The sequence below is a fragment of the Bordetella genomosp. 4 genome (genome assembly GCF_002261185.1).
GTDB lineage: Bacteria > Pseudomonadota > Gammaproteobacteria > Burkholderiales > Burkholderiaceae_B > Bordetella_A.
In genome coordinates this window covers 36,337-55,562 of sequence record NZ_NEVQ01000019.1, presented here as the reverse complement: position 1 = coordinate 55,562, position 19,226 = coordinate 36,337, and the positions used below count along the sequence as shown (strand labels likewise).

General features: G+C 59.8%; 17 protein-coding genes and 6 tRNA genes. 13 read left to right on the top strand and 10 right to left on the bottom strand.

The window, feature by feature from the left end:
• The gene (locus CAL20_RS18895; protein WP_094838638.1) at positions 1-972 is read right to left on the bottom strand and encodes a Bug family tripartite tricarboxylate transporter substrate binding protein; all 972 of its coding nucleotides are present in this window, start codon (positions 970-972) and stop codon (positions 1-3) included.
• A gap of 142 nt (positions 973-1,114) precedes the next feature.
• On the opposite strand from CAL20_RS18895, the gene CAL20_RS18890 reads away from it, so the two are divergent.
• Both CAL20_RS18890 and CAL20_RS18885 read left to right on the top strand, forming a co-directional pair.
• Entirely contained in the window at positions 1,115-2,011 is an 897-nt protein-coding gene (locus tag CAL20_RS18890; protein ID WP_094838637.1) for a LysR family transcriptional regulator, read from the top strand.
• Between the two features lie 97 nt (positions 2,012-2,108).
• The gene (locus tag CAL20_RS18885; protein WP_094838698.1) at positions 2,109-2,873 is read left to right on the top strand and encodes a fused MFS/spermidine synthase; all 765 of its coding nucleotides are present in this window, start codon (positions 2,109-2,111) and stop codon (positions 2,871-2,873) included.
• Between the two features lie 133 nt (positions 2,874-3,006).
• On the opposite strand, the gene CAL20_RS18880 is transcribed toward CAL20_RS18885, so the two are convergent.
• The 7 genes from CAL20_RS18880 to CAL20_RS18850 form a co-directional block, all read right to left on the bottom strand.
• Positions 3,007-3,083: transfer RNA gene (locus tag CAL20_RS18880), tRNA-Asp, on the bottom strand.
• A gap of 40 nt (positions 3,084-3,123) precedes the next feature.
• Positions 3,124-3,199: transfer RNA gene (locus CAL20_RS18875), tRNA-Glu, on the bottom strand.
• A 21-nt stretch (positions 3,200-3,220) separates the two neighbouring features.
• Positions 3,221-3,296 (bottom strand) — tRNA-Ala (locus CAL20_RS18870).
• A 59-nt stretch (positions 3,297-3,355) separates the two neighbouring features.
• Positions 3,356-3,432 (bottom strand) — tRNA-Asp (locus CAL20_RS18865).
• 40 nt (positions 3,433-3,472) lie between these two features.
• Positions 3,473-3,548: transfer RNA gene (locus CAL20_RS18860), tRNA-Glu, on the bottom strand.
• A 33-nt stretch (positions 3,549-3,581) separates the two neighbouring features.
• Positions 3,582-3,657, bottom strand: a tRNA-Ala gene (locus tag CAL20_RS18855).
• Positions 3,658-3,901: 244 nt separating this feature from the next.
• Positions 3,902-4,411 (bottom strand): MarR family winged helix-turn-helix transcriptional regulator, encoded by a 510-nt coding sequence (locus CAL20_RS18850; RefSeq protein WP_094838636.1) that lies wholly within the window; start codon positions 4,409-4,411, stop codon positions 3,902-3,904.
• Positions 4,412-4,801: 390 nt separating this feature from the next.
• Here CAL20_RS18850 and CAL20_RS18845 point away from each other — a divergent pair, with 390 nt between their 5' ends.
• The 11 genes from CAL20_RS18845 to CAL20_RS18795 all read left to right on the top strand — a co-directional run bounded on the left by CAL20_RS18845 (position 4,802) and on the right by CAL20_RS18795 (position 16,392).
• The gene (locus CAL20_RS18845; RefSeq protein WP_094838697.1) at positions 4,802-6,058 is read left to right on the top strand and encodes an amidohydrolase/deacetylase family metallohydrolase; all 1,257 of its coding nucleotides are present in this window, start codon (positions 4,802-4,804) and stop codon (positions 6,056-6,058) included.
• 8 nt (positions 6,059-6,066) lie between these two features.
• The gene (locus tag CAL20_RS18840) at positions 6,067-8,445 is read left to right on the top strand and encodes a xanthine dehydrogenase family protein molybdopterin-binding subunit (RefSeq protein ID WP_094838635.1); all 2,379 of its coding nucleotides are present in this window, start codon (positions 6,067-6,069) and stop codon (positions 8,443-8,445) included.
• Positions 8,442-9,257 carry an FAD binding domain-containing protein gene (locus CAL20_RS18835; protein WP_094838634.1) on the top strand — a complete coding sequence of 272 codons (816 nt, stop codon included), beginning with the start codon at positions 8,442-8,444 and terminating at the stop codon, positions 9,255-9,257. Before CAL20_RS18840 ends, CAL20_RS18835 begins: the two co-directional genes overlap by 4 nt.
• The gene (locus CAL20_RS18830) at positions 9,254-9,775 is read left to right on the top strand and encodes a (2Fe-2S)-binding protein (protein ID WP_094822552.1); all 522 of its coding nucleotides are present in this window, start codon (positions 9,254-9,256) and stop codon (positions 9,773-9,775) included. Before CAL20_RS18835 ends, CAL20_RS18830 begins: the two co-directional genes overlap by 4 nt.
• The gene (locus CAL20_RS18825; protein WP_094822551.1) at positions 9,765-10,490 is read left to right on the top strand and encodes an SRPBCC family protein; all 726 of its coding nucleotides are present in this window, start codon (positions 9,765-9,767) and stop codon (positions 10,488-10,490) included. Before CAL20_RS18830 ends, CAL20_RS18825 begins: the two co-directional genes overlap by 11 nt.
• The gene (locus tag CAL20_RS18820) at positions 10,487-11,626 is read left to right on the top strand and encodes an oxamate carbamoyltransferase subunit AllG family protein (protein ID WP_179266702.1); all 1,140 of its coding nucleotides are present in this window, start codon (positions 10,487-10,489) and stop codon (positions 11,624-11,626) included. The genes CAL20_RS18825 and CAL20_RS18820 overlap by 4 nt, the downstream gene beginning before the upstream one ends.
• A 59-nt stretch (positions 11,627-11,685) precedes the next feature.
• The gene (locus CAL20_RS18815) at positions 11,686-12,837 is read left to right on the top strand and encodes an ABC transporter substrate-binding protein (RefSeq protein WP_094822549.1); all 1,152 of its coding nucleotides are present in this window, start codon (positions 11,686-11,688) and stop codon (positions 12,835-12,837) included.
• A 68-nt stretch (positions 12,838-12,905) separates the two neighbouring features.
• Positions 12,906-13,778 (top strand): branched-chain amino acid ABC transporter permease, encoded by an 873-nt coding sequence (locus tag CAL20_RS18810; protein WP_094822548.1) that lies wholly within the window; start codon positions 12,906-12,908, stop codon positions 13,776-13,778.
• A gap of 1 nt (position 13,779) precedes the next feature.
• Positions 13,780-14,844 (top strand): branched-chain amino acid ABC transporter permease, encoded by a 1,065-nt coding sequence (locus CAL20_RS18805; RefSeq protein ID WP_094822547.1) that lies wholly within the window; start codon positions 13,780-13,782, stop codon positions 14,842-14,844.
• Positions 14,841-15,701 carry an ABC transporter ATP-binding protein gene (locus CAL20_RS18800; protein WP_254924236.1) on the top strand — a complete coding sequence of 287 codons (861 nt, stop codon included), beginning with the start codon at positions 14,841-14,843 and terminating at the stop codon, positions 15,699-15,701. The genes CAL20_RS18805 and CAL20_RS18800 overlap by 4 nt, the downstream gene beginning before the upstream one ends.
• Complete coding sequence (locus CAL20_RS18795) at positions 15,688-16,392, top strand: ABC transporter ATP-binding protein (protein WP_094822546.1); 705 nt, start codon at positions 15,688-15,690, stop codon at positions 16,390-16,392. Before CAL20_RS18800 ends, CAL20_RS18795 begins: the two co-directional genes overlap by 14 nt.
• Before the next feature lie 31 nt (positions 16,393-16,423).
• Here the strand turns inward: CAL20_RS18795 and lnt are convergent, their stop codons facing one another.
• The gene (lnt, locus tag CAL20_RS18790; RefSeq protein WP_094822545.1) at positions 16,424-18,058 is read right to left on the bottom strand and encodes an apolipoprotein N-acyltransferase; all 1,635 of its coding nucleotides are present in this window, start codon (positions 18,056-18,058) and stop codon (positions 16,424-16,426) included.
• Positions 18,059-18,177: 119 nt separating this feature from the next.
• Positions 18,178-19,080, bottom strand: a complete 903-nt coding sequence (locus CAL20_RS18785) for an HlyC/CorC family transporter (protein ID WP_094822544.1) — start codon at positions 19,078-19,080, stop codon at positions 18,178-18,180.
• Positions 19,081-19,226: the final 146 nt, after the last annotated feature.

Sequence of the window (19,226 nt, the reverse complement as noted above, 5' to 3'; positions counted from 1 at the left end):
TCAGTTCACTTCTGCGCCGGTTGATTTGACGATGGTGCTCCAGAGTTTCAGGTCGTCGTTCAGGCGTTTCGTGAGTTGTTCGGGGTTGTCGTTCAGCGGTTCAACGCCCAGGTCGGCATATTTTTTCTTGACGTCGGGATCAGCCAATACGCTCTCGGTGGCCTTGTAGAGCGTATCGATGACGTCTTTGGGAGTGTTCTTGGGCACGTACATGGCGATCCACAGTTCGCCGTTGTAGCCGGGGATCTGTTCGCCGATGGCTGGTACGTCCGGCAGTGCGGGGTTGCGTTCTTTGGTGCTGACGCCCAGCGCGCGCAGTTTGCCGGCTTTGATCGTGGCGATCGACGAGGGCAGGCTGGCAAAGATGATGGGCACTTGTCCGCCGAGGACATCGGTCATGCCGGGGGCGACGCCGCGATAGGGGATGTGTTCCAGTTTCAGCCCGCCTTTTTCATCGAGCATGGCGCCGAGCAGGTGATTGAGTGTGCCGTTGCCCGCGGAGGCGTATTGGTATTTGCCGGGGTTGGCTTTTACCAGTGTGATGAATTCAGCCATGGTATTGGCTGGAAACGAGGGGTGAACGCACAGCACGTTGGGTACGCTGCCTACGGCGGCCACGGGCGCAAAGTCTTTGATCGGATCAAAGCCTGGGTCTTTGTAGATGGCGGGATTGATCGCTTGGGCGCTGCTGATCGTGAACAGGACGGTATAGCCGTCGGGTTTTTCACGGGCGGCTTGAGCGGTGCCGATATTGCCGCCTGCGCCGGGCTTGTTTTGTACGACAAAGGGCTGGCCGAGTTTCTGCGCCAGTTTGTCGGAAATCAGGCGCGCCACGATGTCGTTGGTGCCGCCCGGTGATTGCGGGACGATGACGTTGACGGGTTGGCTAGGGTAGGCGGCGTGGGCGCTCGTGCTGGCGACGCCCATGCCAACGGTGATGGCCAAGGCGGCGGCGAGTTGTTTTAGGAACATGATCAATGTCTCCGGAATGTTTTCCTCTATTCTTCATGCAAATCTGATATAGGTAAAATAGTATAAAAATATGGATTGCATATATGTTTATGTATAGGCGAGACGGCGTGATCTATTGCGCCAGCCGTAGACGCGAGCACCTATGACGCTGACCCAATTGCGCTATTTCCTGGCTGTCATCCGTTGTGGCAGCATCTCTGGCGCGGCGACGCAAATCCATGTGGCGCAGCCCGCGATTTCCCAGCGATTGCGGCAACTGGAGCAAGAGCTCGGCCAAGTATTGTTCAATCGGCTGCCACGCGGGATCGAGTTGACACCCGCGGGTCATCATCTGAAAGCCCATGCGTTGGAGATCCTGCGCCGGGTTGATTCTGTGCAGGACGATTTCAAATCCTCCGATGTCAATCCCATCGGTCGCGTTACGCTGGCCATGTCTACGGCGGTCAACACGAAATTCTGTGTCGAGGTGCTGGAGCAGGCGGCTCGCAGTTATCCCAACATCAAGCTCACGCTGACCGAGCATATGAGCGGCACCTTGCTCGAATGGGCGGAAAGCGGCCGAGTCGATCTGGCGGTGGTGTACGACGTGCCGGGTAATACGCCGTTGGCGGTGCATAGCCTGGGGAAAGAGGATCTATACCTGGTCACGGATCCTGCATTCAAACAGCGGTTGCCGGAAACGGTCTCGTTGGCGGACATTGCCGATTTGGGGCTGATTTTGCCGGCCTTTCCACAAACGCTGCGATTGATGATCGAGCGTACGTTCGCCGAACACGTGGGACGGGCACCCAACGTCATGCTGGATGTGGATTCCACCTATGCCATCAAGAAACTCGTCTCGGCAGGAAAGGGCCAGAGCATTTTGTCTGCGCATTCGGTGGGCGACGAGATCAAACACGGTGAGCTCGCGATCACGCCGATCGCGAATCCGTCGGTGAGCCGCACGATCAATCTCGTCACGTATCGTCCGCGCGCGAATGATGCCGCGGTTCGTGCCGTGCATCGCGTGGTCGAGGCGGTGTTGGGGGCGAGTGGGTAGATTCAGGGCGCCCCAGTCAGCCCGGCCTGTGCAGGCATATTGCGTAATGGAAAACCGGTAAGATGCCGTGGTTGCCGTTCGCTTTTTTCAATGCACGATGTCTTTGCCTGAACCTACACCCGTAGATGATGCTTCGGGCCAGCCCCAGTTGCGTCGGACACGTGATGCGCTGACATTGCAGTTCAGCGGCTCCGCCGCCGTGCAAAGCAGTATGTCCCTGCTTAACCCGTACGCGCTCGAGTTCGAGTACACGCGGTTGATGATGGGTTTTCTGCTGTTTGATCCTGATCCTGCGCACATGTTGATGATCGGCTTGGGCGGAGGATCATTGCCGAAGTTTTGCCATCGCTATCTGCCGCAGACGTCGATCGATGTGGTCGAGATCGATCCTGATGTCATCGCGTTGAGAGACGCTTTTCACGTGCCTCCCGACGATGCGCGGTTTCGTGTAATTGCCGCGGACGGAAAAGACTATCTGCATGACGGGCCCACGCCGGTGGATGTGCTGCTGGTCGACGCCTACGACGGGCAGGGCATGCCGGCGGCATTGTGCGAGCAGGCATTCTTCGACGACTGTCATGCCGCGTTGCTGCCTGACGGCATTCTGGTCGTGAATCTGCATCTAGAGAGCGAATCGTATCCGGTTTGCCTCGCATTTCTGCGCGAGGCCTTTGGTACGTCGCTGTTCGAAGTCGTCGACGACGATATGACCAACAGCATTGTGTTCGCATGCAAGGGCGAGCGCTTTGACGATATGGATCTGCGCACGGCATTGCGAAAGCCCGATGGCATGAGCAAGGACGCGTGGCGGCAGTTGCAGCCGACTTTCAAGCTTATCGAGGCGACGCTGATTCTGCGTTGAGCTGTATTGCCTGAAAATAAAAAAAGCCCTTGAATAAGGGCTTTTTTTGCCGCCGGGCCGCCCCAAGGCTAAAAACGCCCCCTTGGGGGGCAGCAAGCCGAAGGCGCAGCGTGGGGGCATTTCCTGAATTCTTTGGCGGAGCGGACGGGACTCGAACCCGCGACCCCCGGCGTGACAGGCCGGTATTCTAACCAACTGAACTACCGCTCCGCAGCGGTGTACTGCTAATACTGCAACCAACTAAAAAAGCTGGCGTCCCCTAGGGGATTCGAACCCCTGTACTCACCGTGAAAGGGTGATGTCCTAGGCCTCTAGACGAAGGGGACTCGGACTGCTGTACTGCAAACTGGTGGAGGTAAGCGGGATCGAACCGCTGACCTCTTGCATGCCATGCAAGCGCTCTCCCAGCTGAGCTATACCCCCAAACATCCTACTTTACTGCGAAGGGCCAGCGGCGTAAGCACGCTGGCCCTTGGAATTTTTGGCGGAGCGGACGGGGCTCGAACCCGCGACCCCCGGCGTGACAGGCCGGTATTCTAACCAACTGAACTACCGCTCCGCAGCGGTGACCTACTGATACTGCAACCAACTAAAAAAGCTGGCGTCCCCTAGGGGATTCGAACCCCTGTACTCACCGTGAAAGGGTGATGTCCTAGGCCTCTAGACGAAGGGGACTTGGACTAACTGTACTGCAACTTCGCTTTCGACTGGTGGAGGTAAGCGGGATCGAACCGCTGACCTCTTGCATGCCATGCAAGCGCTCTCCCAGCTGAGCTATACCCCCGTTTCTCTAAAACAAACTCTGCAATTTTCGGGGGTTTAACCCTGTCGTTGCCGGTTTTGTTTAGTGCCGTTGGCGAAGAAACGAGATTATGCACGAGTTTTTTTTTGTGTGCAAGTCACTGTGCCGGCCCGATAGTCCCGCTCTATTCGGCCCCTATCCCCGCTGTGGGTGAGCATTTGGACTCGCGGTTCACCGGTCGCCGGTTTGTAAAGGCTTCCCGGCATGACGGGGCAGAGGCAGGCATCTAGCGTACCCGCAGCGGTGCCACGGCATGCGAATTATTGGCTTCTACCAACCGGATCATCTGCAGCATGAACAGATCGCGGGCTTCCTCGGGCAATTGCTCGATGGTGCGATCGTGCGCCCTCTGCACGGCAGGCTGCATGCGTTTGACGAGCGTGCGGCCTTCACGAGTCAGACGGACCAGCTTTACCCGGCCGTCTTCCGGGGATTGACGCCGTTCGATCAATCCGCGTGTCTCCAGTCTGGGCAGCACTTCGGCCACGCTGCTGCGTTCCAGTCCGATATCCAAGGCCAGGGAATTCTGGTCCAGCTCACCCCGCTCGCGTAATGCGGTCAGCAGGCTGTATTGCACCGGAGTGATGTTGAATGCGCTGGTTTCTTCGGAAAATAGCCAGCTATGGATTTGATGCAGCCGCCGTATCAAAAAACCCGGCCGGGTATAGAGCAGTGTGCGTTTTTGGTAAGACTGAAGTTCGGCGCGCAGCGCGGCATTCTGATTGAGTTCATTCATTAAGGGACTGAGCGCGGATGCGCTATGCGTCAACGAGCGAATTATTAGTTTAAGTGGTACACCACGAATTTGTCATCGACCATGCAAAATTCCAAGGGAATTTCTGTCTATATCGTGCACCAATATAGGTGGTGTACCACATAAAATGCCTCATGCTGGTGCGAAACATGGCGCAGTAATGATGCTGCTCCGGTAGGCGTGTCCGGTCCGGATGCTCCGAAACTGTTGGGGAAAATACTTAATTAGATGGTGCACCACGTATTTTTATAAAAATATAGTCTTTATGTATCAATGGCTTAAGGGGAATTCGGCTGGGCTGTCAAGCTGATTTGGCATGTATATTGCTTTGTTGTCTCTCAGGGCCGGACAGGTCAGATGGGAGAAACAGTCATGGTTACAACGGTATTGTTGGGCGGGCACATCATGGATCCCGCCAACGGTGTGGATCGCGTCGGCGATCTGGTGATACGGGATGGACGGGTCGCTGGGATAGACGTGGCCTATGGCGCCGATGCGACGACGGTGGATTGCCGGGGAGACCTGGTTTTGCCAGGGCTCATCGATACGCACGCGCATGTCTATCGGTATGTCACGGGCCGCTTCGGGTTGGACGCAGACACGTGCGGGATCAAAAGCGGGGTGACCACCTTGATCGATCAGGGCGGCGCCAGCTGCATCACGATCCCGGGATTCAGGCACTACGTCGCCGAGCAGGCCACGTCGCGTGTGCTGTCCTTTATCTCGGCGTATCTGGTGGGCGGGCTGGAAGGGCATTATTACCCCGAGCTGTATCGCCCGTCCTGTCTGGATGTGGATGCGACAGTCAAGGCGGCGCTGGCCAACAAAGACCTGGTGCGCGGCGTCAAGGCTCATGCCGAACTAGGCGGGTTTCAGCGCTGGGGCATGGATGTCATGCGCATCGCTGCGCAGATCGGCCGCGAGGCGGACTTGCCGGTGTATATCCATTTCGGACAGTTGTGGCCGTCGCCTGAATCTGGCTTGGATATTGATCCCGATTCGATCTTTCGTGATGTGCTGGAGCTGACCAAGCCCGGTGATGTGCTGGCGCATCCATTCAGCAGACACCCGGGCGGATTTGTCGGTAGGGATGGCAAAGTGCATCCCTTGCTGGGCGAAGCGGTGGCGCGCGGGATGAAAATTGACGTGGGTCATGGCTCGCACTTCAGTTTCGACATGGCTCGGCGTGTGTTGGAGGCGGGTTTTCTGCCGGACACGCTGGGTGCGGACATGCATGGCTATAACACCAAGGTGCCGCATCCTCCTGCCACGCCCGATATCCATCCGGACGAGGGCGACCATCTATTCACCAGCGCGATCCGGTTTTCGCTGGTGTCGACGATGACTAGCATGCTGGCGCTCGGCGTGCCGCTGGAGAGGGTTGTGCCGATGGTGACGAGCGAGGCTGCAAAACTGGCGGGCATGGAGGGCGAGATCGGCCATCTCGGCGTTGGGGCGCTGGCCGATGTGTCGGTCCTGTCCGATGAGCGTGGCAAGTGGACGTTGCGCGATAACGAAGGCAATCAGGCGGTGACTTCGCGCATGCTCAACCCGCGCTTCTGCTTGCGCGAAGGCGTGCGCTACGACGCCGACGCGCCTATCCTGCCCGTCCTGCAAGCCGCCGCCTGAGACCCGCCATGACGCAGCAACATCCTCCAATCCTGGGTCAGGGCATCGGCGCGCGCTTGACTCGCAAAGAAGACGAGCGCTTTCTGCGCGGCCAGGGGCAATACGTGGGCGATCTGCGTATGCCGGGTGCGTTGGACGTCGCGTTTGTGCGATCGCCGCTGGCGCATGCGCGCGTAGGGCACATTGAAAAGCCGCAGGGGTATGAGCATCTGGTCTATACGATGCAGGACTTGGCGGGCGTAAAGCCGATCCTGGCGGCGTCGCGTTTGCCGGGTTTTCGTACCTCGGTCCAATATCCCTTGGCGATGGAAAAGGTGCGTCATGTCGGCGAAATGGTCGCCATGTGCATGGCGCCGTCGCGTGCGCGCGCCGAGGATCTGGCCGCGCAGGTCTGGGTCGATTATGAAGAGCTGCCAGTCATTGCCGATATGCATGACGCTGCCAACGGTGTGGCGCCGCAGCGCATCCATGATGAATGGGATGGCAATGTATTTCTGGAAACCCGCGTCGAACGCGGTGACAGGCAAATCAGGAATCCAGGGGCGGTGACGGTATCGCGCAAACTATCTACCTCTCGCCAATGCATGATGCCCATGGAAGGGCGCGGCGTCTTGTGCTGGTGGGATACGCGGATGGATCAGCTCGTGATGGTGAGCGCCGCACAACTGCCGCATATCAATCGCACCGGGCTCGCGGAATGCCTGGGCCTGGACGAAGGCCGCATTCGTGTCGTATCGCCCGACGTGGGCGGTGGATTCGGATACAAGGGCATTCTGCTGCCCGAAGAAATCTGCTGTGCATGGCTGGCCATGCACCTGAAGCGTCCGGTGCGTTGGCTGGAGGATCGCCGCGAGCATTTGAGCGCCAACGCGAATTGCCGCGAGCATGCTTATGACATCAGTGTCACCGTGAATGCCGACGGGCGTCTGGCGGGGATCGAGTGCGATGCGATTGTGGATTCGGGGGCCTATTCCTCGTACCCGTTTTCGGCCTGTCTGGAGGCCGCGCAGATCGGTTCAATTTTGCCAGGGCCATACCGCATGGACGATTTTCTGTGCCGCACTCGCTCGGCCGCGACGAACAAGCCTCCTATCCTGCCGTATCGCGGTGTGGCGCGCACCGGTGTGTGTTTTGCATTAGAAGTCATGATGGATGTGGCGGCGCGTGCGCTGGGCGTGGAGCCTTATGTATTGCGTCAGCAAAGCCTGGTGCGCCCGCAGGACATGCCGTACACCAATATCACGGGCAAGACGTTCGATTCCGGTGATTATCTGTCTTGCTTGAATCGTGCGGTGGAGGGGTTGAACTGGACCCAGTGGCGCGCGCGTCAAGCGCAGTTGCAGCCCGCAGGCGCGCGTCCGCAGCGCCGCATTGGCATCGGCCTGTCGATATTCTGCGAGCAAGGCGCGCACGGGACGTCGGTGTATCACGGCTGGGGCATTCCCATGGTGCCGGGATATGAGCAATGTCATGTGCGCCTGACGCCGGACGGCATCCTGGAGGTCCAGATCGGCGTGCATTCGCATGGGCAGAGCCTGGAAACCACCATGGCGCAGATTGCGAACACGGTGCTGGGCATGGACGCGGAACACGTGCGTGTACTGCATGGGGATACGGCTACGTCGCCGTATTCCACTGGCACCTGGGGATCTCGCTGTGCGGTCATGGCCGGTGGCGCCGTGGGAACGGCATGCGAAGAGCTCGGGATGCGGATGAAGCGCATCGCCGCCAGCCTGCTGGAATGTTCTGAAAACGACGTCGTGTATGTGCAGGGAGGCATCGCGCTCAAGGATGGTTCGCAGCGCGTGAGCTACGCCCAGATTGGCCACACCTGGTATCGCGCGCCACAGAAATTGCCGGCAGATGTGAATCCCGGCGGCCTGGCGCTCACGGCGGGCTATCGCATGCAACCGGATGGCGGCACGTTCAGCTATGCCTGTCATGCTTGTGCGGTCGAGGTCGATACGGCGACGGGCTTTGTCAAATTGCTGGATTACGTAGTGTGCGAAGACGGCGGCGTATTGCTCAACCCCATGGTGGTCGAAGGACAACTGCTGGGAGGGCTGGCTCAAGGTATCGGCACGGCGTTGTATGAGGAAATGCCGTTTGATGAACAAGGCCAGCCGCTGGCATCGACGCTGGCGGATTACATCGTGCCCGGTGCAGGTGAAATGCCGCGGGTGCGTATCGATCATATGCAGACGCCGAGCCCGTTTTCCAAGTTCGGGCAAAAAGGGATAGGCGAGGGCGGCGCGATCGCACCGCCGGCCGCGATTGTGAATGCGATCAATGACGCGTTGGCCGATCTGGGGGCGGAGGTACTGTGCGTGCCCGCCAGCCCGCCTCGTGTGTTGGCTGCCATTGAACGGGCGGAGGCTGCGCGATGAAAGCAGCTGCCTACGAGTTGGAACGCGTGAGCAGCGTGAATGAAGCCCTGTCTGCACTGGCGCGCGACGAGTTCTACAAAGCCATCGCGGGCGGGCAGTCTTTGGGCGCCATGTTGAATCTGCGATTGGCTCAGCCTGAGCGCTTGATCGATCTGCATGGGATTGCCGAACTGCGCGCTGCCACAGTGCAGGGGGATGAGCTCGTTTTGGGATCGATGACGACCCACGCTGCGATCGAAGATGGCCGCGTGCCGGACGTGACACATGGCATGTTGGCCCATGTTGCTCATGGTATTGCCTATCGCGCTGTGCGCAATCGGGGCACGATTGGCGGCAGTTTGTGTCATGCGGACCCCGCTGCAGACTGGATCAGCGCCATGGCGGTCATGGGCGCGACATGTGAGGTTGTAGGGCCGCAAGGTGCGCGCATGGTGCCTGCGGGGCAGTTTGTGCGTTCGGCCTTTGAACCTGATCTCAATCCCGGCGAAGTTCTGGCGCGGATTCGAGTGCCGCGATTCAGTGCGAAGGCGCGCTGGTCCTATCGCAAACATTGCCGCAAAACGGGTGAGTTCGCATTGGCGATCGTGACTGGTGTGGTGGACCCTGATCGTGGCATCGAACGTTTGGTGTTGGGCGCCTTGGACGGGCCGGTAAAGATCCACAGTGGTACGGGTCTGTATGCACGCCTGGCGGATCCTGCGGCACGAGCGGCTTTGTTGGACGCACCGGAGTCCGGTTTGTCGTATGAGCGTCGGGCCTGGCATGGCGATCTGCTGGCTAGCGTGGTAGCTGATTTGGGAGCAAAGCAATGACGATGCCTCTCGATTTTCCCGAGGTGAACGAGGTCGATGTCGCGTTGACGGTCAATGGGGCGTGTTATCGCATTCATTGCGAACCGCGCACGCATCTGGCTGATGCGCTGCGCGAGCATTGCGGGCTGACGGGCACACATATCGGATGTGAGCATGGTGTGTGCGGTGCCTGTACCGTGGAAGTCGACGGCGCACCGCAGCGGTCCTGCCTGCAGGCTGCTGTACGTTTCGAAGGCAAACAAGTTACGACGGTCGAGGCCTTGGATGACGATCCATTGACGGCCGAACTGCGCGCGGCTTTTTCAGCGCATCACGCGCTGCAGTGCGGCTACTGCACGCCCGGCATGCTGATTACGGCACGCGATATTGTCCGTCGCCTGCCGCAGGCAGACGAGGCTCGTGTGCGCGATGAGCTGGCTGGGAATCTATGCCGATGCACCGGGTATCAAGGCATCGTCGATGCTGTGATGCACGTGTTGTCAGCCTATCACACGGGGGAACAGAGACATGCAGATTGAACAGTCTTTTGACGTGGCCATGCCTTTGGCAACGGTATGGGCCGCGTTTCATGAGCCTGCGCTGCTGGTGCAATGTTTGCCAGGAGCTTCGTTGCGCGGCGAGCCAATTGGAGATGAATTGCCCTTGCTCTTCAAGGTGAAGCTGGGGCCGATCGCTGCCGCATTTGCGGGCCTCGGGTCGCTGTCGCTGGATGAGGCGGGGCATTCGGGTGAGATGACCGGTCAGGCCACGGACGGGAAAAGTAATAGCCGTGTGAAGGGAGCCGCCCGATTCGCCGTCGTACCCAAGGATAGCGCCGTCACCACCGTCAATGTCACCGTGGACTTCAGCATCACCGGATCGCTGGCCCAGTTCAGCCGCGAGGGGATTGTTCGTGCATTGGGCGATCAGTTGACGAAGCAGTTTGCGCAGAATTTGCAGGCGATGTTGAGCGCTCAGAGTCATACGGCGCCTGCGGAGGACGTGCGCAGTACGAGCCCGGTCCATGTGATCGCATCCGAGTCAGGTGCTGTGGCGATCCCGGCGGATAAGCCCGGTGCGTCCTTCGAAAGGATGCCAAAGAACGCCGCATCGCAATCAGTGAGCCAGGCAGCCGTGCAGCAACCGTCCGAGGCGCCTGCATTGAATTTGTTTGCTCTCGTGTTGGCCATGATGCGTGATGCCTGGAAAAAATGGATGGGCCGAGGCAAGCACGCCAAACGGGGTACCACATGATGCGGGCCGCCGTTGCACCAACGCGTGATATTGAACACATGCTCGCGCCATTGCAGCAGGCGTATTGGGTAGACGTCGTGCGCCTGCGCGATGCGTTGCCTGATCTGGATCCCCACGTACTGTTGCATGCGGGGCCCGCGTATGCCGCGGATGCCGTTGTTCCTGTGCCGGTGATGCAGGCAGCGGCACAGGCGTTGGTGTTTGAGGGGGCGGCGCCTGATGTCCCTGCCGCTCTACAGCTGTTGGCGTCGGGGACCTATCGTTTTGAGCCTGCGCAAAATCACGGCGTGGTGACGCCGCTGGCCCAGGTCGTATCGTCGCGGATGCCTATGGCGGTGGTTCGGCTGGGGCATACGATCCGGTATGCGCCGCTATTGGAGGCAGGCGTGCCTTCTTTGCGCTTTGGTTCACAGGATCCCTCGTGCGTCGTGGCATTACATGCCATCAGCCGTTTGGGACTGGGGATACTGGCGCCCTGTTTGCGCTCCGCTTCGTTGGCCGTTGCGCCATGGCTGCGCGATGCCTTGCAGCAGGGTGATGAGTGCCATTCACGCACTGGCGTTGCCAACCAATCGATGATTGAGGCATTGGTCACCACGTTTCCTGCGTTGGGCGACGAGCTGCTTTCCACCTTGTCGAGCAATCCCAATTTTGTGCTGACGTTGATCATGGCAGCCTGCGCTTGCGTACTGGAAACGCAGGACGGCGATATCAAGGCAGCCGGTGGCAATGGGATGGAATTCGGCGTCCGGTTGGCGGGCGAGAACCACTGGCGCAAGGTGCCAGCCACTGCACCGACTGGTTGCTTTATTCCCGGCCATGAAAACACGGTGGTTTTAGGGGCAATCGGCGATAGCGCGGTGATCGATTTTTGTGGATTGGGTGGTCAGGCATTAAGCCTGGCACCAGCGCTGTTGAGTTTGTGGCAAGGCCTGTTGCCCGCGGATGCGGCCGATCGTGCCCGATACGTGTTGAACGAACGGACGGGGTTGGTGTGCGCGGCGTCTATCGCGCAGAGCGGAGTGTCGCCCATTGTGCATCTGGCAATGGTCGATGCGCACGGAGTGCAGGGGTTGGCGGGGCGGGGATTCTATGCGCCGTCAGTGTCTTTGTTTTCATCGTTGTTGCAGGGTTAGGGCCACGAACGCACACGTAGGTGGTCATCGTTTCGCAATTGCTCATTTTGGAGTGTTCCATGTTTACGAAATACCGGCTTTATGCCCTGATCGCAGCAAGCACGTTGTTGGCAGCGCCTGCATTGGCGCAGGAAACCATCAAGATTGGCGTGTCGCAGCCGTTGACTGGCCCAGTGGCGGCGGCTGGCACCTATGTCGCCAATGGCGCGAGACTGGCTGCGGAGCAGCTGAACGCGCAAGGCGGCGTGCTCGGCAAGAAAATCGAATTGATTGTCGAAGACAACAAGTCCAATCCGCGTGAGGCAGTGAATACGGCAGAGAAATTGATACTGCGTGACAAGGTGCCCGTGATGATAGGCGCGTGGGGATCGACGTTCACACTGGCCACCATGCCCAAACTGCAGGAATACGGCGTCCCCATGGTCGTCGAGACTGCGTCGTCGTCCAAGATCACGACGGCGGGCAATCCCTGGGTGTTTCGCATCAGTCCCACCTCGCGCATGGAAGCGCTGGCGTTTGCGAAACAACTGCAGTCCTTTTCGCCTGCGATCAAGAAAGTCGATTTTCTGGCGGTGAACAACGATTGGGGATTAGGCGCCACGACGGAATTCAAAAATGTGTTTGCACAACACGGTATCGAGGTTGGTCGCGTGGAAACGATGTCGCCTGATGCAACCGACTTGTCAGCGCAGCTGGCGGCGTTGCGTGAAACGGGCAGCGATACCTTGATCGTGACTTCCGGTGTCGAGCAGTTGACGCTGGCGATCCGGCAAGCGTCTGAGCAACGGTTGAAGCAGCGCATCATCACCACCGGCGGTTCGTTTCCTGAACCTCTGATCGAGAATCCGGGGCCGAAGGGCTACGTCAGCACGCATCTGCTGTTTTTCTCGCCATGGACGGCCGACAAGGCCTTGCACCCGGAAATCGCGAAGGCCTATATGGATGGCTGGAAGCAAAAAGGCTATCCGTTTCCGGGCCTGACGGAGGGGTTTCGCGGTTATGACGCAGTGCTGACGGTCGCCGATGCGATCAAGCGTGCAGGCAAGGCCGAGCCTGAAGCGATCCGCCAAGCGCTGTGGGAAACCAAGGTCGCGGGGGTTAACGGCGATGTCTCGTTTATCAAGGATGGCCCGGCAGGCAAGGAAAGCGGCCAGAACGAACCCAATATCTACATCGTGCAGTTAAAGGATGGCGTCGTGTCGGCGCAGTAAGGATTGGCGCCGTTGCCGCGGCCGTTGCAGGGCCGCGGCGCCGAGAGCAAGCACACAGGAGTTCTGTCTTGGATCAAATCATGCAACACGCCGTCAACGGCCTGGTGCTGGGCGCGACCTACGCGCTGCTGGGTATAGGGTTGACATTGGTGTTCGGCATCATGCGTGTGGTCAATTTCGCGCATGGCGAATTGTATGCCTTAGGCGCCTACGTCGCTTATGCGCTGGTGTCGTTGCTGGGATTGGATTTTTTCAGTGCCTTGCTGTTTTCGGCCGTCGCGGGGTTCCTGATTGGCAGTGTGATCGAGTTCGTCCTGCTGCGCCGCTGCAAACTGGAAAATATCGATGAAGTCATGTTGATCATGATCGGCGTGATGATCATCATGCAGAACGCAGAGCTGATGTTATGGGGCGGTGTGGCAAAGGTCGTGCCCACGCCGTTCTCGCAAGAGCCGTTGATAGTGGGCAATGTGGCATTGTCACCGACACGCCTGTTCGTATTGTGTGCTGCCGCTGTGTTGCTGCTGGTGTTTTATCTGGTGATCGAACGGTCCCGATTGGGGATGGCCATGCGGGCCACGTTCCAGGACAAGGACGCGGCAAAGATCGTGGGCGTAAATGTCTCGAGCATTTATACGCTGACATTCGCGTTGGGCTCGTGCCTGGCGGCGGTGACGGGGGCGTTGTTGGCTCCTATCTTTGTGGTCAGTCCTACGATGGGCGATCTGGCCAGCCTGAAGGCATTTGCGATTGTGATTCTGGGCGGCTTGGGCAATATCGGCGGCGCTGCGTTAGGGGGATTCGCGCTCGCAATGATAGAGGAGTTCGGCGCCAGTTATGTCTCGACCTCGTATCGCGATGCGCTGGGGTTCATCGTGATTCTGATCGTGATGGTCATGCGTCCGCAAGGCCTGTTTGCGGTCAAGGAAAGGGTGGGTTGACGTGAAGCGTATCGTGTTTCTGATTTGTGTAGCGGCGCTCGCGCTGCTGCCTCTGGTGTGGTCCGACCCGTATATGTTGTCGGTCGTCTCGGCGGCGGGCATCATGATTGTGGCGGCCATCAGCCTGAATCTGCTGCTGGGTTTCACGGGCCAGCTCAGCCTGGGACATGCCGCGTTTTTCGGCATAGGCGCCTATACCAGCGCGTTGCTGTCTTTGGGTTTCGATGTGGACCTGGGGTGGGGCCCCGTGGTGGTTGATCCTAAACCCGTATGGCTTGCCTTTGCGATGGGCATTGTGGTTGCCGGCCTGGCTGGATGGCTCGTGGGCAAGCTGGCTTTTCGCGTACGTGGCGCATATTTCGTGATTGTCACGATCAGTTTTGCCCAGGTGATGCGCATGGTGGCGTTGAACTGGGTGGACTTGACCGAGGGGCCCATGGCGTTGACCGCCATTCCCGCGCTGACATTCTGGCTACCGGGGCAGGGCGTGATTGAGCTGGTCAGCAAGGCGGCGACGTATTGGCTGGTGCTTGGCGCCGGTGTGGTGGCGTACGTGCTGGTGGCACGGCTGGTGCACAGCCGCGCGGGGCGGGCAGTGATGGCATTGCGCGAGAACGAAACGCTGGCTAAATCCATCGGCATTCCCGTGACGCGATACCTCGTGATCGCGTCGGTGTTGTCAGCGGCTATTGCCGGCGCAGCGGGCGGACTGTACGCGCATACGGTGCGCATTATCGATCCCGATGTGTTCTTGTTCGTCTATACGATCACCATGGTCATCATGGTGGTGGCTGGCGGTAAAGGAACTCTGGCCGGCCCGGTCGTAGGAGGAGTGATCTTCGGTCTGATGCCCGAGGTCCTGCGCGGTGTGGTGCCGCCAGAAGTCCAATGGATGTTGTACGGCGCGTTGATGATTCTGATTCTGTTGTTCTTGCCTAAAGGCATTGTGCCTGCCGGTGCTCGCGTTGTGCAATGGTTCAAAAGCCGTGGCAGGGCAGAGGCGGTGGTCGATGTAAAGCCTGCGATCGCCGTGCGAACCGCTGTTTCAGAAGGAGGACGAGCATGAGTGTGGTGATGTCGCATAGCGCAGCGCCAGCCAGGCGGATGGATAACATCGCGTCCGGCATGCCGGAGTCGCTTCTGGATCGTCCGGTCTTGTCATTGCATGACATTACTGTGCGCATTTCAGGCCTGGTGGCACTGAACAACGTCAGTTTCGATGTGATGCCGGGACAGATCGTCAGCCTGATTGGGCCCAACGGCGCTGGCAAGACGACGGCGTTCAACGTGATATCGGGTTACATGAAACCGACATCGGGCCGCGTCGTGTTGTTTGGTGACGATATTGTGGGCATGGGCCCGAATCAGATCGCAGCCCGAGGACTGGTGCGTAGTTTTCAACGCACCAGTGTGTTCGGACAATGTTCTGTGGCGGACAATATTTTGATGGCGCTGCACATGCAGGGCCGTGCAGGATTGTTGTCGTCATTGTTGCGCTTGCCGGCTTTCAAGCGCGAGGAACTCGCGTTGCGGGATCGGGTGCATGAAATCCTGACGTTCGTGGGCCTGACACATCGTGCGGCAGACGTCGCCGCGGCTCTGTCGTACGGAGAGCAGCGCCTGTTGGGTGTGGGGATTGCCCTGGCGGCGAGTCCCCGGCTGCTGCTGCTGGATGAGCCGGCAGCGGGATTGAATCCCTCGGAAACGGAAGACTTCAAGACCATGATCCGCCGCATCGGCGACAGCGGCGTCACGATTCTCCTGGTCGAGCATGATATGCATATGGTCATGTCGATCTCGGATTACATCGTGGTGTTGAACCAGGGAGTGCGTATCGCCGATGGCGGACCGCGCGCGATCCAGGAGCATCCCGAAGTCATACGCGCTTATCTAGGATCGGGGCTGAAACGTGCTAAAGGTTGATGACATCGTTGTGCATTATGGCGCTACACGCGCCGTGGACCACGTATCGCTGAGCGTGGAGGAAGGCGAGTTCGTGACCTTGATCGGCTCGAATGGCGCGGGAAAGTCCAGCACCTTGCGGGCGATCAGCGGGTTGGAGCCCGTGGTGTCGGGATCCATCACGTTCGATGGCTATCCGATTGCGCAGGCGAGCGCGCAGAGCATTATCGAGCGCGGCATCGCGCATTGTCCGGAAGGCCGGCGCGTGTTTGCACAGCTGACAGTACGCGAGAACCTGGAAATGGGCGCGTATCGGCGTAACGACCGGCAACGGATCCGTGATGATATCGAACGGATGTTCGACAAGTTTCCGCGATTGCGCGAGCGGATTGCACAGCCTGCCGGGACCTTGTCGGGGGGTGAGCAGCAAATGCTGGCTATCGCGCGTGCGTTGATGTCGCGGCCACGATTGGTGATGTTCGACGAGCCGTCGCTGGGACTGGCGCCGAATTTCGTCGAACAGGTATTCGAGCTCGTTGCGGATATCCGCAAAAGCGGCACCACGGTGTTGATGGTGGAGCAGAATGCCTATGCAGCGTTGGAACTGTGCGACCGGTCGTATTTGCTGGAGACCGGCCGCGTGGTTTTTCACGGCTCTGCACAACAGATGCTGGACAATCCCGATATACGGAAAGCCTATCTGGGCGGCTAGCAGTCAAGCCTTGCCGCCCTCTGCACCGCATTTATTTTCTGCGCCCCAATGCCGCAGCGGCGATGAGGATCAGAGCGATGATGACGAGTATGGGCTTGTCACCGAAACGTGCGTAGGGCGTCAGGCCCGTCATACCTTGAACGGAGACGGGCAAGATGCCGGCTTGGTGTGCCGGCAGTTGGGCGGCAACGGCGCCATGCGCGTCGATGGCTGCGGTGATGCCCGTATTGGTCGCCGCCAGCATCGGACGGGCGGTTTCCAGGGTACGCAAGCGGCCGATCTGCAGATGTTGACGCAATGCCCAGGTATCACCGAACCAGCCCAGATTGCTGACGTTGACCAGAATGGTGGCACCGGGCTCGCCATTGGCGCCGGGATGCAGCGCGGGCAGGAGTTCGACGCCGAACAGGTCTTCGTAGCAGATGTTGAAGGCAACATGCTGGTCGCGTACGTGAAATGGCGCTTGCCGACGTTCGCCGCGATCGAAATCCCCCAGGGGAATGCTGAGCATGTCGACAAACCAATGGAACCCGGGGGGGACGTACTCTCCCCACGGCACGAGATGGTGCTTGTCATAGCGTTGTGCTGTGGTGCCCAGGCGCAGCTGTTCCAATGGGGTGTCGGCGTTAAAGCCGATGACGCTGTTGGTGTAGCTGTCGTTGCCGTCGGTGCCCTTGGTGCGCAGCGGCACGCCCATGGCGATGGTGGCCGAGTTGCGTGCGGCCAGGGTACGCCACGCTTCCCAGACGGCAGGGTCCAGGCGGTCCTGGAAAATGGGCAGCACGGTTTCAGGCAGGATGATCAGTTCTGCGGGCGGGGCAGGCAGCGCAGCCAGTTCGAGGTGACGGCGGATGCCGAGTTCCAGCAATTGAGGGTCGAATTTCTGGGACTGCTCGACGTTGCCTTGTATGAGCCGCACTTGCAGTGGCGCTCCGCTGGGTTGCGACCAGTTGACGCCGCTCATCGGCCAGCCGGCAATGACTAACAAGAGCGCCAGCGCGCAGGCCAGATTGCGGCGTGCATCGCCGGCTTTGATATTCCCGCGAGCCGAGCGCAGGCCTTGCCACAGCCCCGCGAGGGCCGCGGCAGCAAACGCTGACAGCAGGGCCATGCCATGGATGCCCAGCACGGGCGCCCAGCCGGCCAGCGGACTATCGACGTGCGCGTAGCCGATATTCAGCCACGGAAACCCGGTCAGGACAGTGGCCCGGATCCATTCCAGCAAGGCCCACGCCGCGGCCCAGGCCGCAGCCGTGACCAGCAGCCGGCGAGCGGGGGAGGGATTGGGTTCGCCGAGCGCCACTGGCGGGCACAGCCATCGCGCCAGCATGCAAGCCGCGGCGGGAAAGAGGGCGAGAAAGGCCGACAAGGCCAGTACGCCAGCCACGGCCAGGGGCGCGGCCAGGCCACCGTAGTAATGCAGGCTGACGAAAATCCAGTACAACCCCAGCGAGTAGCTGGCAAAGTTGAATAGCCAACCCCTCAGCAGGCTCTGCCGCAGGGTGACCGCCCGCAAGGTGGCGTGCGCTGCGCAGGCCAGCGCGAGGATCTGTACCAGTGCCAGAGACCATGCGGGCAAGGGGCCTGGCGCAAAGGTCAAGGCGTGTACAGCGCCTGCGGCCACCAGGCCCAGTGTTGCCCAGAGAGGGGCGCGGCCGAACGTCATCGGTTGTTGCTCCGAAAAAACCCGGCGTTGACGCCGGGGAGGAAAGTGATACCGCAGCAAGGCTGCACGGGGGCTGATCAAGACCTGTGACAACCCGCGCCAATCATGCCCAGGGGCAATCAAAGGGCCGGTGAGGCCGCGTCAGCGGTGCTGTTCGCATCGGGGCCGGGAACGCGTTTGGCGCGCAGCCATAGCGCACGGCGCGCGTCGGCCCGTATGACCTCGATCATCATGTCGCCGTGCGAGGCGCTGTCGCCTCGGCGCGGGATGCGTCCCAGTTGGCCGCCCAGCCATCCGCCTACGCTGTCGTATTCGTCGTCGGGCAAATCCGTGGCAAAGGCTTCGTTGAAGTGGCTGATTTCCGTCGTGGCCATCAGGCGCCACTGATTTTCGCCTTCGGGGAAAATGCTCTGCTCGTCTTCTTCGTCGAATTCGTCTTCGATGTCGCCGACGATTTGTTCGAGGACGTCTTCCATGGTGACCAGGCCCGAGATCCCGCCGTGTTCGTCGATGACGATGGCCAGGTGGTTGTGGCTGGCGCGGAACTCGCGCAGCAGCACGTTCAGGCGCTTGGCTTCAGGGATAAAGACGGCCGGACGGATGAGCGAACGCAATTCCATGTTCGGGTCCAGCATGCCGCGCAGCAGGTCTTTGGCCAGCAAAATCCCGATGATATTGTCGCGATCGTCTTCGTAGACCGGAAAGCGCGAGTGCGCAGCATCGATGATGAATGCCAGCTGTTGCGGCAGGGGCAACGACACATCGAGCAAATCCATGCGCGAACGCGGCACCATGATGTCGGCGACGGTACGTTCGGATACGGCCAGAGCGCCTTTGATCATGCCGTACGATTCGACGTCCAGCAGGTCTCGATCGTGGGCGGCTTCCAGGACGGCTTTGATGCCCTCGCGGTCCTCGGGCTCGCGCCGGACGAGGGCCAGGATGCGGTCTAGCAGGGATTTCGTTGCGGTTTTGGGCGCGCGGGTGGCGTTCGCCTCGGTAGTAGGGTAAGGGTCGGACATCGTCCTAGCGGACAAGTTATAGAAAGATCAGCATAACCGAATATCGGCTGCAAATTTGTTACGAAGGCAGGGAGGCTAGGGGAAACGAGGACGGTCTGCGGCGTGCAGGGAGCCCTCCTGAGGCCTCGTCCTGGTTCCGGGATCGT

Bases quoted from the DNA above. Each gene is read 5' to 3' on its own strand.
- CAL20_RS18885 (WP_094838698.1), top strand. From the start codon at position 2,109: ATGTCTTTGCCTGAACCTACACCCGTAGATGATGCTTCGGGCCAGCCC.
- CAL20_RS18800 (WP_254924236.1), top strand. From the start codon at position 14,841: ATGAGTGTGGTGATGTCGCATAGCGCAGCGCCAGCCAGGCGGATGGAT.
- CAL20_RS18830 (WP_094822552.1), top strand. From the start codon at position 9,254: ATGACGATGCCTCTCGATTTTCCCGAGGTGAACGAGGTCGATGTCGCG.
- CAL20_RS18840 (WP_094838635.1), top strand. From the start codon at position 6,067: ATGACGCAGCAACATCCTCCAATCCTGGGTCAGGGCATCGGCGCGCGC.
- CAL20_RS18890 (WP_094838637.1), top strand. From the start codon at position 1,115: ATGACGCTGACCCAATTGCGCTATTTCCTGGCTGTCATCCGTTGTGGC.
- CAL20_RS18845 (WP_094838697.1), top strand. From the start codon at position 4,802: ATGGTTACAACGGTATTGTTGGGCGGGCACATCATGGATCCCGCCAAC.
- lnt (WP_094822545.1), bottom strand. From the start codon at position 18,058: ATGACGTTCGGCCGCGCCCCTCTCTGGGCAACACTGGGCCTGGTGGCC.
- CAL20_RS18815 (WP_094822549.1), top strand. From the start codon at position 11,686: ATGTTTACGAAATACCGGCTTTATGCCCTGATCGCAGCAAGCACGTTG.
- CAL20_RS18835 (WP_094838634.1), top strand. From the start codon at position 8,442: ATGAAAGCAGCTGCCTACGAGTTGGAACGCGTGAGCAGCGTGAATGAA.
- CAL20_RS18825 (WP_094822551.1), top strand. From the start codon at position 9,765: ATGCAGATTGAACAGTCTTTTGACGTGGCCATGCCTTTGGCAACGGTA.
- CAL20_RS18850 (WP_094838636.1), bottom strand. From the start codon at position 4,411: ATGAATGAACTCAATCAGAATGCCGCGCTGCGCGCCGAACTTCAGTCT.
- CAL20_RS18785 (WP_094822544.1), bottom strand. From the start codon at position 19,080: ATGTCCGACCCTTACCCTACTACCGAGGCGAACGCCACCCGCGCGCCC.
- CAL20_RS18895 (WP_094838638.1), bottom strand. From the start codon at position 972: ATGTTCCTAAAACAACTCGCCGCCGCCTTGGCCATCACCGTTGGCATG.
- CAL20_RS18820 (WP_179266702.1), top strand. From the start codon at position 10,487: ATGATGCGGGCCGCCGTTGCACCAACGCGTGATATTGAACACATGCTC.